Consider the following 13,983-nt stretch of genomic DNA (forward strand, 5'->3'; position numbering starts at 1 on the left):
AGCCCGACCCTCCTCGTCGGCCTTTCGGCCGCGCTGCTGTTGGCCGGCGCCGTGCTCGTCGTGCGAGCCCGCGCTCGCCGTCGGCGACGGCGCTGGAACGAGCGCCCGGACTCGGTCGCGGCAATAGCCGCTCGCGTCGAAGCCGAGCAGAAACAGCCACCACCCCCGGCTTGGCCCGTACACGACCGCGACCTCCGGGCTACCAGTCCGGAACGCGAGCAGCCGACGCTGCGGCTTCCCCCGGTCCGCACCCCACCCGCACGGCCACGGACCGGGCCTCGGCCCTACCTACGACACGCTTCGCGTCCCACGCCACCGAACGACGCCGACGCCACTGAGGCCAGGACACGTCCGCCCGAACCGCACTAACCGCGCTACCACGACGGTCGAGGCTCGTGGCTTCATCCCCGACGAACCGTGTCCGCTGCCGTACGGCGGATAGCGCACGGGCTCTCCGCTCGACGTCGCGAAGGCCATCGCCCGTTGGCGGGCCACGCACAACACCGCCCACCGCCCCCCCAAGGAAGGCCACCATCGAATGCTCCACCTATTCGACACCATGCTGACCCGTGTCCGGGACGTACTCGACCCGTTCGTCGGGACCGGCCGCCAGGAGCACCCGCCCGCCGACGACGGAACCGTGGACCCGCTGATCGCTTGGTTTTCCTCTCGCGGCTGGACAATTCTCGATCGCGGCTCGGACATCGTGGCCAACTTCTACTACCCCGCGAGTTTCGGTGACGCGCTCAACGACGACAACCGTCGGTATCCCGCGGCGGATATCGGCTTGAACGAACTCGAATGCGACCTCTACCGCGACCGTGAGCACTGGATCGCCCGCTTCACCTCGTCCGGCACCATCATTGGCTGCGCTCGTCACCGCAGCACACCGCTCATCATCGGCCTGCACACCGGCGTCTTCCCCGCCGTGCTCGTCCTGCTGGAGCACCATGCGCGCACGCTCCACCCCAACGAGATCTCCCATTGCCTGATCTTCGGCCCGTGCGGCAGCAACGACAATCCCAGTGAGCCCTGCCGAACCGGCATGCCGGGACACGACAAACCCGCCCTGCACGCGGTGACCGAACGCGAAGACATCGTCGAGTAGCTGGGCCGGCCGCCGATGCCGTTCAGCCATCCAGGCCGCGGGCCACCGATCTGCCTGGACCGCAACGAATCCATTGTGGACAAACCGTTCTTTTCTTTCAGATGGGAAAACAGCCTTCGTGAGCAAAAAGATCATGTCCTTCACAGCAGCCGTCACGGTGAGCATCGCCGCCGCGCTGACCGCCCCGGTGACCGCAGCAGTAGCCGATACTCCGCCTCCGGTCGAACCGATGATCGTCGGCGGGCACCCAGCCACGAGCGCGCCGGCCGGTATCACCTCACTGCAATACGACGCGCCCGCGCACGGCACCAAGTACGTCAACTACCACACCTGCGGCGGGGCGTTGGTGTTCCGGGGCTGGGTGGTCACCGCCGCGCACTGCGTCACCGATCCGCCAGCAGGCGCGGCCAACGGGTCCACGGCCCGGCGATTCGCCTCCGACGCGGCGCCGATCCCGACCGCGGACAAGTCGTTTCACGTCCGGGTCGGCAGTCTCGATCGGCTCTCCGGCGGAGAAACCGCGACTGTGACCAAGATCGTGGTCCACCCCGAATGGAACTGGGCCCAAGGCGCGCCCAAGAACACGGTCTCGGACATCGCCATGCTCAAGCTCGACCACCTGCTCCAGCAACCGACCGTCCAGCTGGCGCGCGACACCGCCCGTCGGGGCAGCAAGATCAGCCTCTACGGCTGGGGCGTGACCGAGCCCGACAGCACCAGCGCCGACCTGCCGCTGCACCTGCAACAGCTCGACACCCGCGTCACCGCGCCCTCCCGCTGCGCGGACGCGGCCCTGTCCGTCGGCGAGCTGTGCACCGACAATCCCTCGGGCACGGACGGCAGCTGCTACGGAGACTCCGGCGGGCCCGCCCTGGCCACGATCAACGGCGTGCAGCAGCTCGTCGGCGGCGCCAGCCGCGCCGCGACCGAGTTCTGCGGCACCGCGCCGGATGTCTACACCAGCTCGCCGGACTTCCGGGACTGGATCTACCACGTCGCCCGCACCGGCAACGCCACCTGACCCACGCCCGGGGGTGCCGCGCGTCGTTCTCGCGGCGCGCGGCACCCCCGGGGCCTACCGGACCTCGCCTTCGGGACACCGACGCCCATGAACCACCCCCTCAGCAGCCCACCGACCGCCGCCCCGCGATGGCCGACGCCGAACTTCCTCCGGTTCGAAGACCCCAACACCGCCCGCACGTACGACTGGGTCGCCGGGGGCAGCTTCCCGATCAGCCAGGAGGACCCCTTCCTGCACTTCGCCTCCGCCCGCGTCCCCGATACCGGCATTCCGGGCCGGTGACCGGCAGCCGGGCCGCCAGCGCCGCTGCCCGGCGCCCTGGCATGCAACTGCCGCCACCGGGACTGACCGTGCGCTACGAGGCCGGGGCGTCCCTGCAGGGGCTTGCCCGCAGCTACAGGATGTCCGTCAAGACCGTCCGTGCGCTCCTGGTCAGCGCCGGGGTCCAGATCCGTCCACCCGGCCGCAGAAAACGCACCGGGCCCTCCTCCGGCACGACCGCGAACACCGCGCGGAGTCACCCGGCGCGCGCCGACACGGCGGAACTGGCCACCGTCCACCAGCTACGACCACCACCCACCAGCCACGCAGATTCCCCGATCGACGAAGAGCCGCCGATCTGGCCGACGTTCGACCCCGACCTGCCACTCCAGCCGAGGGCACAGCCACTCGCGACGGCCCGACCCGGTCAGTCGTGCATCGGGTACAACACGCCCCACCTCGTGCACGTCATCGCCGACAGACCAGTGCCAGCCAAAGCCGGCGACCACACCGCCGCTTTGACCCGATGCGGACGCGTCGGCCTCGTCGACGCACCCATCCCTCCGGAGGCTCAGCTCTGCGCCGCATGCCACCCGGCTTGCTAATCCGCCGGCCGTCCGCGTGTCAACGGAGGTTGCAAGCCACTCTCGAGGTCAGTCAGGGCTTGGTGGCGATCGCGGCCAGTCCGAGCGCGCGGGTCGCTGCCGGTGTGGTCAGGGCAGGGCCGTCTGGCCACCAGTCGTCGAGCGCCACCAAGCCGGGGGGCAGAAGTTGCAGGCCGTCAAGGAGAGCGTCGATCTCCGTCCGGGTGCGATAGCGGCCGGAGCCGGGACAGCGGGTTTGCCACGCGGTTTCGAGAGCGCGGGCAGCGTCGTGCCCCGCGCCGATTTCGGGGTCGAACCAGTGGCTGACCGCGACGGCGGAGCCGGGGGCGAGGGCGTCGCGGTAGGTGGCCATGAGCTTGTCGGGATGGGCGTCGTCGTCGACGTGGTGCAGGGTATCGGTCAGCAATACCGCGATCGGCCGGCTGAAGTCGAGCAGGGCGCCCGCGGCGGGCAAGAGTTCTTCGGGGTAGGTGTAATCGGTCTGGACGACCAGTACGCGGTCGTTGTCCTGCAACAGGGCACGGCCGTGAGCCACCGCGATGCAGTCGGCGTCGGCGTAGACCACCCGGGCTTCGGGATCGTGGCGCTGGGCGATCTCGTGCGTGTTGTCGATCGGAGCGGGCAGTCCGACGCCGCAGTCGAGGAACTGGTCGAAACCGCTGGCGGCGAGGTAGCGCACCGCGCGGGTGTGCCAGGCACGCTCGGCCCGCACGAGATCACGAAAGCCGGGGGCGGCGTGTTCGAGTTCGGCCAGCAGTTCCCGGTCGATGGCGTAGTTGTCCTTGCCGCCCAGTGCCGCGTCCCGCACCCGGGCTACCCCAGCCCGGGTGGTGTCCAGCGAGGGACACCACGGGTGTGTGCTGGTGATGTGCGCCATAACTGGCCTCCCCGAGGGCGGGCTCGTTCACCCCGGCTCGAACGAACCCACTGACACTGTAACTTCGCGTGCGGATATGGCACCCGTGCGCCGCTGGAGCGGAGCGAACGGGCGCTGCGGCCCGGGTGTCCCCGTTCAGGCTGAGGGTGGGACCGGGATCGGCGACGCCCATGACGGCAGACCGGTGCGCGTCATCGCCCGGATCTCCGCGGCGGCGAGCCGCTGCATCGTGGTCGCCGTAGGCTGGCGGTCGGATCGCGTGTGAATGAGGTGTTACCTGGCTTGACCTGCATGAACATGGTGACTCGACGCCGACGATTCCATCATTCGGGGGCATCCAGCCTGCAGAGCGTTCATGAGTGGGCTCGGACACGGCGGGCGGTGCTCTCTGCAATGTCCGTGGCGGCTGCGACGTGGGCTTAGGCTGGGTCAGGTGATTGACCAGTTGACCGTGGAAGCGGCGGTCGCCGATGCTCGCCTTGCCGCGATGGAGTTCGATGACGCCCAGGCGTGGCTGCGCGCCCATCAGACGCTGATGGAGCCGCTCGCGGCCGAGGTCTGGGTCACCGATCCGGCCTACAGCCACGTCTTGCTGGTACGGCACCGCGTCCGTGGATGGGTGCCGCCTGGCGGCAAAGTCGAGCCGGGCGAGACGCCGCGGGCGGCTGCGGCTCGTGAACTCGTGGAGGAGGCCGGTGTAGCGGGCGAGCTGCTGCCTGTGCCGGCCGCAGTGGCTGTCCGCTCCTTCCGTGCCGACTGGGCGCCAACGCTGAGCCTGTCCTACGGCGCCGTCGTCGGCCGTGATGTTCCGCTCGGCGGGGAGACTGGGCAGCCGTCGAAGTGGGTCGACCTGGACGAGACGTGGGAGAGCGTGTTCCCCGAGGACCGCGAACGTATCCGCGCATACGTGCGCCGATTGGCAGCTGGGAACGTTGTAGGGGCGCACTGAGGCCCCGTGCCGGTGCACGCTCAGAGGACCTTGTCGATCAGACTCAGGATGTCGTCGGGCAGCCTCACGAGTTGGAGTTCGTGCAGAAATCGAACCCATACCGGCTCCAAGCCGGGCTTCGCGGTGAACTGCTCCTCGCTCAGCTGCCCTTCGGCGTAGGCCGCGGTGCGGTGCGCGTACTGCTGGAGCTGATCTTGGTGTAGCCATCGGGGCGCGCGCACCTCTTGGGCAGAAGGTCGGATCGGTCCTGACGTCTGGGCCCGGTAGATCCACCACTGATGGCCCACGTGGTCGCTGGTCGGTCGGCGGCAGTGGTTGGGCCGCCATGCGGTCAGCAGCAGGTCAAGTGAGGTGACGGTCAGGCCGACTTCCTCGGCGACCTCAATGCGGGCGGCTTGCTCGGGGCCTCCGTGCTGGTCGACATGACCGGCGACCGGTGCGATGCCCGCAGGGGGCCTCGCGCGTTCGAAGACCAGGAGCCCGTCCGGTGAGGAGATGAGTACGCCGACGGCAGCGTGGTCGCAGTACTTGGTCCCGCTGCCGTGGCTACTGGTCGGTGGCGGGGCGGTCAACGTTGTTCCATGGGGCGCTGTGCGACCACCACGAGCCAGCTCGTCACGGTAGGCGCGTCAGGCGTGGTCAGCGAGTACGCCTTGTCGAGGATGTCCATCCGCTGAGCGTGGGTGAAGTCCCCGTCGGGTCGAGCGAAGACCGGAATCGACAACCACGCCTTCTTCTCGGCCATCGTGCCGCGCTGGGCGACGACCTCGGTGTCGAGCACGGTCAGTCCGGCGACCGACAGGTGGTCGGCGATCGTGTCCAGCGGCAGCTTCGGAGCTGGCTCGGCGGCTGGAGGCGGGGCGTAGCCGTAGTCACGGGCCGCGACCTGACCGATCAAAGTGTTCAGCGAGGGTCCGGTGCGCACGTTGGTCTCGTCGGGGTGGCGGACGCCGGCAAAGCCGCCGCCGACGTTGAACACGAACCGGCCGCCGGGTCGTAGGACCTGGTGGACGGCGGCGAACACCTGTGGCACGTCGGTCTTCCAGATCGCGGAGTTGCACACTACGGCGTCCGCCGCGCCGGGAACGTGGTCAGCCAGATCTTCGGCTGGTGCGGTGACCCAGGTCAGGCGCGGGTCGACCAGGGTGCGTCGGCCAACGCGCTGCATGGCAGCGGCATTGTCCAGGGAGATGACCTGGGCGTCGATCGGGACGAGTTCGAGGATTGCCTCCGCGGTCGCGCCGGCTCCGCCGCAGAGGTCGACCACCAGCCGACTGTCGGTGAGATCGGCGCGGCGGGCAAGGTCCCGGCTGGTGGCCGAATACATGGGGAAGGCACGGGTGAAGGCGGCGTACGCCTCTGCGGTGGTGTCCTCGTCCCAGCCGAGAAGGGCGTCCAGGGGTGCCATCGCGGGTACCTCGCTTCAGGGGTGCAGGCCAGGCTCGTGGCGGACGGACGCGAGGAGCCAGCCGGGGTCGGTTAGAAGAGGGAGTTCTGGAAGGCGGCGGCGGGCGAGGTGAACGGGCCGAGCGTGATGCGGCGACCCTTGAGGGTGCCGAGGTCGAGCACGTAGTCCACCTCGTCGTCACCGTCCAGGACGGCCAGCACCTGGGTGCCGACGCACGAGACGACGGTGAAGCCGTGCTCACCGTCGCGCAGATCGTGTGGATACAGCATCCGTACACCGTTGGCGACGCGCATTCGGTCGCCTTCGGCAGGAGGAGTCCACGTCTCCAGCTTTGCCGGAGTGTTCATCGCGGCGAGCGCGTCAGCGGCGCGGGAGACGTGCCGGTCGTGGGTCGCGCTCGCGGTGGACAGGTCGGTCAGGGTGGCCAGCGCCTTGAGCTTGGTCGAGGCCCGGATGGTCTGGGGCACCTGAAGACTGCGGGTGATGGCGTCTTCGAGATGGCGTACGGCGCGGCCGTCGGCGCTCTTGGTCAGATAGGTCGCGATCAGGGCGCCTTGTTCGTCGAGGCGGGATTGCTTGCGTGGTTCGGCTGCGGTGCCGACCTTGGTGGCACCGTCGGCGAAGGTCGCGAGGTAGAGCCAGTGTGGTTGGTCCATGTACTGGCGCAGGGCCGCAGGGACGTTGCCGTCCTGGTGGAACTGGTGGGCGAAGCGGAACTCGTCCTGGCGCAAGCACCGGGCGCACTGGTCGCCCTGCTCGGCCGGCGCGCGGTCGGGACACGCGAGGGCCTCGACGCGCACCGTGTCGGCGAACCGGTACCGGCCGGTGCACCACCGGCCGGTACCGACAGCAAAACCGAGTCGCTGGTTCATGATCTCGGCGTAGACCAGCGGCCCGTCGGGCAGCGGGGCCAGCAGCAGCCGGGGATCTCCTGTCGCCCAGGTGATGCCGTGGCACACGTACTCGCCGTCGGTTGGTCGGGTCGCTGGCATGGTGCGTTCCTCGTGATGACTGTGGGCGGGGTCAGATGGCGAGCTGGAGGCGGTCGGCGAGCGCGTCGGCGGCGGTCTTGAAGACCGCGTCGCGGTCCATGTCGGTCACGTCCATCGACAGCCACCCGCCGCGCTGCTCGTGCTCGCGCAGCTTCGCGAGAACGGCGTCCTGGTAGCGGATGAAGTCCTCGTCCGCGCCGCCGGAGTGGCCGGTTTCCAGGGAGCTGAACTCGCCCTTGCGGGCGAGCGCGTCGCGGGCGCTGATGCGCAGGAAGAACACCAGGTCGGGTTCGGTGAGGTGGGCGAAGACCTGCTCGGCCAGGCTGGTGGAGACGTCGGGATTCACCGCGTAGCGAGCGAGGATCTTGTGGTGGGCGTTGTCGAGGATCACGTGTGTTCCGGCGGCGAGAGCGGGCTGGATGACGAGTTTGTCCTGGAGGGTGTACCAGGCGGCCAACGCCAGCAGCCAGTAGTGATCGCCGCACGCCTGGGCGACGCGCGCGTCGCGGCGATAGACCAATGCGTTGAGCCGATCGACGTAGGCGGACAACTCGGCGTCCATCGGGACTTCGGTGCTGTGCTTGCCGATCAGGATCGCTTCGTGGCCGGCGTCGTTGAGCGCTTGGTGCAGGCGGGTGGCGAGGGTTGACTTGCCCGCGCCGTCGATGCCGACGACCGTGATCTCCCGTCCGCGCGTGGGGTCGAGGAAAGGTGCCGCGTTCGTCATGTGGTTCTCCTCCAAGGGGTTCAGATCGGCCGGGTGGCCAGTCGGTTGGCGATGATGTCTTGGATCTGTCTGATTAGGACAGTGCGTCGCCGGACAACGTCGCGGTGACGCTCGTTGGACAAGTCCGCGGCGTAATGGCGAGCGAGGTTGTTGGAAATGACATGCAGATAGCCGAAACCAATCCCGGCATCGCGTGCTGCCACCCCCATGGGGCCGATCTCTGGATCAACGAAGGCGTGCTCGGCGTGCTCGGTCAGCCAGTCCCGGTTCTCCAGCAGGATCGAGGGTGACGTGACGTGGAGGCCGGTGTGCACGCCTGGTTGGGCGGTGGCGAAGTCGCCGAAGAAGTCGGGCCACGTCACGAGGCTTCCGCCCACGAGACTTGTGTTTCCGGTGGCAAGTAGCGTGTTGGGCTCGATGTCTGGGTTCAGGGCGCCGACTTTGCCGACGTAGACGACGTCGCGGGCACCGAGCCCCGCCAGGCGCGTGACCACGCGCCCGGCGACGTCGCCCCAGATGCTGTGCAGGAAACCGAGGTAGACCACCCGGCGGCCGTGGATCTCTGTGCGTTGCCAAGCGTAGCCGTGCCCGTGGTTCCACACACCGTCCGACGGGGCGAGGTGCGCCAGGCCCCAACCGACGATCACGAGGTCGCCGTCAAGTTCGAGGTCGAGCTTCCCCACCGCTTCGCGGGACAACGTCGGGTCGGGCAACTCGTAGGTGACCGTGTCGGCCGGTTTTCCCGTCATGGACAAGTACGTGGCGATGATCAGTGCGTAGTGGTGGACGTAGTCGGCACCGGGGAATGCCTTGACGATGAGGGCGCGGCCTTGGGCCTCGGCAGTGGGGCGCTCGAAGTTGAACAGCTTGCCGGTCTTCTCGTGCGTTGAGATCACCGCTTGGCGGTCGTAACTGCCGACGACGTGAATGCTGTCCCAGTCGTGGTCCTGGATCAGGTGGTGCACCTTGATCTGGAGGTAGCGCAGAAGGCGGTCCGGGGCCATCGTGTGCCCGTCCACCGCGATGGGGGACGTCTGCAACGCCGAGCTGGCTCCCGCGGTCGGGATTGTGTTGGCGAGGAGGCTCATCAGGCCGCCTCCGGGATACGGACGCTGCTGCCGGCCGCCTCGCGGACGACGGCGATGTTGCGTCGGATCAGGTCGAACCGTTCCTCGGGGATGGGGCCCATGTCCTCGATCCGAGGAGTTTTGGGCTTCTCGTAGGGGCCGCCGGGCAGCATCGCGATGCCCATCGCGCCGAGGATGACCGGGGCGGCGCCGTCGGCCGAGGCGATCCATTCGTGCTCGCGCTGTTCGACGAGTTCCAGGTGCCCGGTGCGGCCGAGGCCGAGCAGCCGATAGACGATGCTGTTCTCGATCATGCCGCGGTCTTCCAGGTACCGGGTGGCCGCCCAGCGGGTGCGGCAGAGCTGGTCTTCGGGCGCAGGGCGCCGGGAGGCCGGTAGCGCGATCGCTCCGACGTAGTCGCTGGAAGCGAAGTAGTCGTAGCAGCGCAGCCACTCGTGATCGTCTGCCGCGTGCAGCACGACGCACAGGCGGAACTCGTCGCTGAGGTCGAGGATCTCGCGGGCGGCTTCGTCGCTGGCCTTGATGGTGGCGAGCCCGTCGCGCATGACGTCCGGGAGGATGATCTCGCGGGCGTCGACGATGCGGGCCGCCGCGATCAGGTCGGCGGCCGGCAGGGCGCGGCCGAGATCGAAGACCCCGTTGTCGACAATGGTCTCCGCGCCCCGCTGCGCCTCGCGGTGGAAGAACGCGCGGTAGGCAGCGTCGGTCAGAACACGCTGGGCCGCCACGTGGTGGACGCTGGCGGGCTCCTGCGCGACGAAATCGTCCAGGTAGTCGGGCGGGGCGATCGCGGAGAAGGCGATGCTCTTGGCCATCAGGCGACCCTCCACCTGTCCGTGGCGAGGGTGAGGAATTGTTGGGAGAGCACAGGATCGCTCTCGAATCGGCCGCGGGCCTGCAGTGTGGTGGTACGAGCTGCCTCCATCCGCACGCCCCGCGCGCTCATGCACAGGTGCGTACCGCGGACCGCGACGGCCACGTCGGTACTGCCGATCACGACGGCGATCTCGTCGGCTACCTGCCGGGTGAAGCGCTCCTGCACCTGAAGACGACCGGCGCACTGCTGTGCGATACGGCCGAACTTCGACAGGCCCATCACCTTGCCGTCCGGTACGTAACCGATGGCGACGTCCAGGTTCATGGGCAGCAGATGGTGCTCGCATAGCGACCAGACGCTCATACCGCCGATCACGACCAGCTGGCCGCTCAGGTGCTGCTCGGTGAAGCAGGTCGGTGCGGCCGACGGGTCCGGAGAAAAGAAGTCGCTCCACCACGCGGCGACCCTGGCTGGCGTGTCCGACAGGCCGTCCCGTCCGGGCTCCTCGCCGATTGCGGCGAGGAGCTGGCCGACAAGATCGGCAACGCGCTCGGTGTCGACCGGTCCCGGCGACACCAGATCCTGGCTGTCGCTGGAAGCCAGCCTGTCGAGGGTGTTGGTCACGGACTTCGCCTCGCTTCCGGGTTTGGTAAATAGGTCAAAGACGTCAGCAGCGGCGGCTCGCAGTGCCCCGGCGCGCGGAGGTCGCTGAGGTTTTGGTGCTGGCGCGGGAAACCGCGCGATCCGGTGCTCAGTCTGGGAATCGGTGTCACCGCGCTCCGGTCAGGATGTGCAGACGGGTGGAGACGTTCCACCCGCGATCAGTGGCCGGGCCGTAGAGAGCATCCATACCGGCCAAAACCTTCTCCTGGGTGGTGCCTTCCGGCATCACCCACACCGGAGCCAGATGATGCTCCTCGACGAGCCGGTCGATCTCGTCGAGGTCGCGGTCGGGTTCGGTGACAACGAACTTGAACACCGCGCGGTCTGTCGCGGTCAACGCCGAGAGGGCATCGGGCTTGATTCGGGTGGAGTAGGTCATGCCTGAGTTCGCGAGTTTCGGACTCACCACCCAGAGATCGACCAAGGAGGCAAGTTCCGGTGTGGGCGCAACCGTGCCGTTGGTTTCGACCTGTACCCGCACCTTCGCTAGGCCGCGGGCGAGGGCGGTCATGGCGGGCTGCTGCAACGTCGGCTCCCCGCCGGTGATCACCATCATGTCCACGCCGCGCTCACGCACCCACGACACCAGCTCGGGGATGGGGACTCGGTCGCTGACCTCGGCCGGGTTGTACCTGCTCCAGTCCCAGCTTTCTGGGGTGTCACAGAAGCCGCACCGGAGGTTGCATCGGGAGAACCGGACGAACACGCAGCGCTGCCCGGTCCACGGGCCTTCGCCCTGGAACGACTCGAACTTCTCCGTGAGAATCGCGGAACCCTCTACCCGTTCAGGAGCCAAGGTGAGCGTGTTCACGAGGCATCGCCTCGTTCCCACAGGCCGGTGGTCGTCCCCGAGTCGACCCGTAGGGATACGAGCCGGCCGCGGATCTTCGGCTCGACGTTGTCGACGAACCAGCCAGCCAGGTGGGCGACCAGCGCAGGGCCAGCAGCACGTAGCCCCGCGTCGGCGTCAGGCTCCTGGAGGTACGTTCCGAAGGGCTTCAGGTCGCCGAAATCGGTGATGAACCCAACCTCGTTGAGTCCGTCCGCCCCCAGCACCAGCGCGACGTCGCCGTGCCTGGTCTTGAAGGTCTTCGAGATCGTCACCTCGCCGGTGACGCCGTCACAGCGCGCTGACGTGGTCGCGGTCTCCGACACCACCATCTCGACCAGCGTGATCGGCATTGCCGATTCCATGTTGTCCCGGAACCACTCGGCAAGGTGCGCAGCGAGAAGCTCGCTCGTCGGGTGGAAGGTGACCTGTTCGTTGAGCAGACGGTGGTCGAACGTCGCGGCCAGATGGTCCCCGAGAGGCGACAGGTCGCCGGGGGCGTCATCGTGCACGAGCGCCGAGGCGGTCACCGTGTAGTTGTGGCCATGGTTGCGGCGACACTTGTGACTGGCCGGTAGCTGCCTCAGCTCGTGGCTGGCGCTGAAGCCGAACGACTGCGAGATGGTGATCTGGCCATCCGCCACACACTTCTCCTCAGTGGCCTTCATGTAGCCCTCCTTCCTCGGTCATGCCGAACGGCACTCGGACGATGTGCGCTGGCGGCCGAACTGTCTTGCCGGCCCGGATGGCACAGCGGCCGGAATGGCTGGGGGTCGAACGGAGTCGGTGACGATCCGTAGTACCTTCACCACAAGCAACCTTACTGCGATATCAGAAAGGTGACAAGGTGAATGGATGAGCGTCGATCGTGGCCTTGCTGCCTTACGACTAAGGTCAACGGGTGGAGTACCTCCCACCGCGAGACACAAGGAGGGCGAGCGATGACGAGCGCCGGCCCGTGGACGAGCGTGTCGATGCCTTACGTGAGCGGCCAACGGGGCGACGCCTGGGGCGTCGAGGCGGCAGAGCATGGCGGCACGGGAACTCAAAGGTTGCTGAGTGTTGACGAGATGGTCGCCTCCGCGACGGTCGCCGACATGCTGGGCTTGAATGAGGGTGAGGCGGTGGTCGTCCGGCGCCGCCTCATGCTGTTCAACGATCATCCGGTCGAGCTTGTCGACTCGTACTACCCCGCGAACATCGCCCAGGGCACCAGGCTGGCCGAGCCCCGCAAGATCCCCGGTGGTGCTGTCGCTCTCCTGGCGGACCTCGGATATCCGCCGCGCCGCGTCCGCGAAGACGTCAGCGCACGCTTGGCCACACCAGACGAACGGGCCGTGCTGGAACTGGACGACCCGTCGTGTGTGCTGCTGCTCGCCCGCGCACTTGTTACCGAGAACGATCTGCCCGTCGAAGCCAGCGTGATGACGATGGTGGCCGACGGGCGACGGCTGCGATACGAGCTGACGCCATGACCGTCCCGACTGCGTCCCCAGGAGTCGGACTTGCCTCGCACCCGTGACGCCCGGCCCCGGCATCAGCAGATCGCAGCAGAACTGCGCGATCTCATCATGCGCGGCGAGCTGCGCCCAGGTGCTCAACTGCCGTCCACCGCGCAACTCGTCGAGCAGTACGGCGCAGCAAACGCCACCATCCAGCACGCGCTGAAGGCGCTCAAGGACGAAGGCTTCCTCGACAGCCGTGTCGGCAAAGGCGTCTACGTCCGCGATCGGCAGCCGTTCATCATCGACGCCTCCGCCTACATCAAGCCTGAACCCGGCCAGTTCCGCTATCAGTTGCTCAACGTCGACGACGTCGTCCCACCGGCGGACATCGCCGAAGGATTGCAGCTGGCGCCGGGCGCTTCCGCGATCGTCCGCACCAGAATCCTCGTCCACGACGAGCGGCCGGTGGAGTTGTCCGCGTCGTACTATCCCGCCGAGATCGCCGCGAACAGCAAGCTCGCCAATTCGGCGAAGATCCGCGGCGGCGCACCCCAGGCCCTCGCCGACCTTGGCTTTCCTCAGCAAGCCTTCGTCGACCGAATTTCGGCACGCCCGCCGACGGTGGAAGAAGCCGAGACGCTCGACCTCCCTGATGGGACGCCGGTGATCCGGCAGTTGCGCGTCATCTACAGCAACAACGAACGCCCCGTCGAAGCCTCGGTCCTCATCAAGGGCGCGCACCTGTACGAGCTGCTGTACCGCCAGACCGTAGAGACCGAGTTGGGCTAGAGCCACGATGACAGCGATTTCGATTTCAGACCCAGCAACTGCATTCGCGATGATCTCCTCATCGGTCACGCCCTGGAATTACGAAACGGCCGTAGCCGGTGACGCCCTGCTCGATCTGCCCCCGGTGGTGCGTCGTCGCCGATGAGCTGCTGGTGGGCCGTCTCCCAGACGGTGCACTCGCTGTGGCGCCATCGGCGCGAGCAGCGGGCGCACTGGCCGCGGGCGTCGAGCGCGTGCTGGTCGAGCACCTGCCGCCAAGCGGTCGTCAAGCGGGTGATCTCCGTTTCCGCCAGAGCGGCTTTGGAGGGCGTGTCGCCTGTCGCGGCCAGGACGTCGAGGTAGTCCAGGCGGTCGGCGACAGCCTGCCGCAGCGTGGTGCTGAGTACCTCGTCCATCGGTGGTGA

17 protein-coding genes are annotated in these 13,983 nt (G+C 67.9%); 6 read left to right on the forward strand and 11 right to left on the reverse strand.

The window, feature by feature from the left end; genetic code table 11:
• The first annotated feature begins 640 nt into the window (after positions 1-640).
• The 3 genes from HFP15_RS16890 (at position 641) to HFP15_RS16900 (ending at position 2,411) form a co-directional block, all read left to right on the forward strand.
• Positions 641-1,108 carry a hypothetical protein gene (locus HFP15_RS16890; protein ID WP_168516595.1) on the forward strand — a complete coding sequence of 156 codons (468 nt, stop codon included), beginning with the start codon at positions 641-643 and terminating at the stop codon, positions 1,106-1,108.
• 133 nt (positions 1,109-1,241) lie between these two features.
• The gene (locus HFP15_RS16895) at positions 1,242-2,129 is read left to right on the forward strand and encodes a S1 family peptidase (RefSeq protein WP_168516597.1); all 888 of its coding nucleotides are present in this window, start codon (positions 1,242-1,244) and stop codon (positions 2,127-2,129) included.
• A gap of 87 nt (positions 2,130-2,216) precedes the next feature.
• Positions 2,217-2,411 (forward strand): hypothetical protein, encoded by a 195-nt coding sequence (locus tag HFP15_RS16900; protein ID WP_168516599.1) that lies wholly within the window; start codon positions 2,217-2,219, stop codon positions 2,409-2,411.
• Between the two features lie 636 nt (positions 2,412-3,047).
• On the opposite strand, the gene HFP15_RS16905 is transcribed toward HFP15_RS16900, so the two are convergent.
• Complete coding sequence (locus HFP15_RS16905) at positions 3,048-3,872, reverse strand: SAM-dependent methyltransferase (protein WP_168516601.1); 825 nt, start codon at positions 3,870-3,872, stop codon at positions 3,048-3,050.
• Between the two features lie 433 nt (positions 3,873-4,305).
• Between HFP15_RS16905 and HFP15_RS16910 the strand changes: the two genes are divergently transcribed.
• A complete protein-coding gene (locus HFP15_RS16910) occupies positions 4,306-4,821 on the forward strand; it encodes an NUDIX domain-containing protein (protein WP_312871623.1) in 516 nt (171 codons plus the stop codon).
• Positions 4,822-4,841: 20 nt separating this feature from the next.
• On the opposite strand, the gene HFP15_RS16915 is transcribed toward HFP15_RS16910, so the two are convergent.
• The 9 genes from HFP15_RS16915 to HFP15_RS16955 all read right to left on the reverse strand — a co-directional run bounded on the left by HFP15_RS16915 (position 4,842) and on the right by HFP15_RS16955 (position 12,013).
• Complete coding sequence (locus HFP15_RS16915) at positions 4,842-5,393, reverse strand: NUDIX hydrolase (RefSeq protein ID WP_168516605.1); 552 nt, start codon at positions 5,391-5,393, stop codon at positions 4,842-4,844.
• A complete protein-coding gene (locus HFP15_RS16920) occupies positions 5,390-6,229 on the reverse strand; it encodes a class I SAM-dependent methyltransferase (RefSeq protein ID WP_168516607.1) in 840 nt (279 codons plus the stop codon). The genes HFP15_RS16915 and HFP15_RS16920 overlap by 4 nt, the downstream gene beginning before the upstream one ends.
• A 71-nt stretch (positions 6,230-6,300) precedes the next feature.
• Complete coding sequence (locus HFP15_RS16925; protein ID WP_168516609.1) at positions 6,301-7,221, reverse strand: DUF2797 domain-containing protein; 921 nt, start codon at positions 7,219-7,221, stop codon at positions 6,301-6,303.
• 31 nt (positions 7,222-7,252) lie between these two features.
• On the reverse strand, positions 7,253-7,948 hold the full coding sequence (locus HFP15_RS16930) for a dTMP kinase (RefSeq protein ID WP_168516611.1): 696 nt from the start codon (positions 7,946-7,948) through the stop codon (positions 7,253-7,255).
• A 20-nt stretch (positions 7,949-7,968) separates the two neighbouring features.
• Positions 7,969-9,036 carry a nucleoside phosphorylase-I family protein gene (locus tag HFP15_RS16935; RefSeq protein ID WP_210717360.1) on the reverse strand — a complete coding sequence of 356 codons (1,068 nt, stop codon included), beginning with the start codon at positions 9,034-9,036 and terminating at the stop codon, positions 7,969-7,971.
• Positions 9,036-9,851: a hypothetical protein gene (locus HFP15_RS16940; RefSeq protein WP_168516613.1), complete on the reverse strand. Its 816-nt coding sequence runs from the start codon at positions 9,849-9,851 to the stop codon at positions 9,036-9,038. The genes HFP15_RS16935 and HFP15_RS16940 overlap by 1 nt, the downstream gene beginning before the upstream one ends.
• Positions 9,851-10,477 (reverse strand): GTP cyclohydrolase I, encoded by a 627-nt coding sequence (gene folE / locus HFP15_RS16945; protein ID WP_168516615.1) that lies wholly within the window; start codon positions 10,475-10,477, stop codon positions 9,851-9,853. Before folE ends, HFP15_RS16940 begins: the two co-directional genes overlap by 1 nt.
• A gap of 145 nt (positions 10,478-10,622) precedes the next feature.
• Positions 10,623-11,327, reverse strand: a complete 705-nt coding sequence (locus tag HFP15_RS16950) for a 7-carboxy-7-deazaguanine synthase QueE (protein WP_210717361.1) — start codon at positions 11,325-11,327, stop codon at positions 10,623-10,625.
• Positions 11,324-12,013: a 6-carboxytetrahydropterin synthase gene (locus HFP15_RS16955; protein ID WP_168516617.1), complete on the reverse strand. Its 690-nt coding sequence runs from the start codon at positions 12,011-12,013 to the stop codon at positions 11,324-11,326. Before HFP15_RS16955 ends, HFP15_RS16950 begins: the two co-directional genes overlap by 4 nt.
• Positions 12,014-12,286: 273 nt before the next feature.
• On the opposite strand from HFP15_RS16955, the gene HFP15_RS16960 reads away from it, so the two are divergent.
• A complete protein-coding gene (locus tag HFP15_RS16960) occupies positions 12,287-12,820 on the forward strand; it encodes a GntR family transcriptional regulator (RefSeq protein ID WP_168516619.1) in 534 nt (177 codons plus the stop codon).
• 30 nt (positions 12,821-12,850) lie between these two features.
• Entirely contained in the window at positions 12,851-13,579 is a 729-nt protein-coding gene (locus HFP15_RS16965; RefSeq protein WP_168516621.1) for a GntR family transcriptional regulator, read from the forward strand.
• A gap of 65 nt (positions 13,580-13,644) precedes the next feature.
• Here the strand turns inward: HFP15_RS16965 and HFP15_RS16970 are convergent, their stop codons facing one another.
• Positions 13,645-13,974 carry a hypothetical protein gene (locus HFP15_RS16970; protein WP_168516623.1) on the reverse strand — a complete coding sequence of 110 codons (330 nt, stop codon included), beginning with the start codon at positions 13,972-13,974 and terminating at the stop codon, positions 13,645-13,647.
• Positions 13,975-13,983: the final 9 nt, after the last annotated feature.

Source organism: Amycolatopsis acididurans (assembly GCF_012328925.1).
GTDB lineage: Bacteria > Actinomycetota > Actinomycetes > Mycobacteriales > Pseudonocardiaceae > Amycolatopsis_E > Amycolatopsis_E acididurans.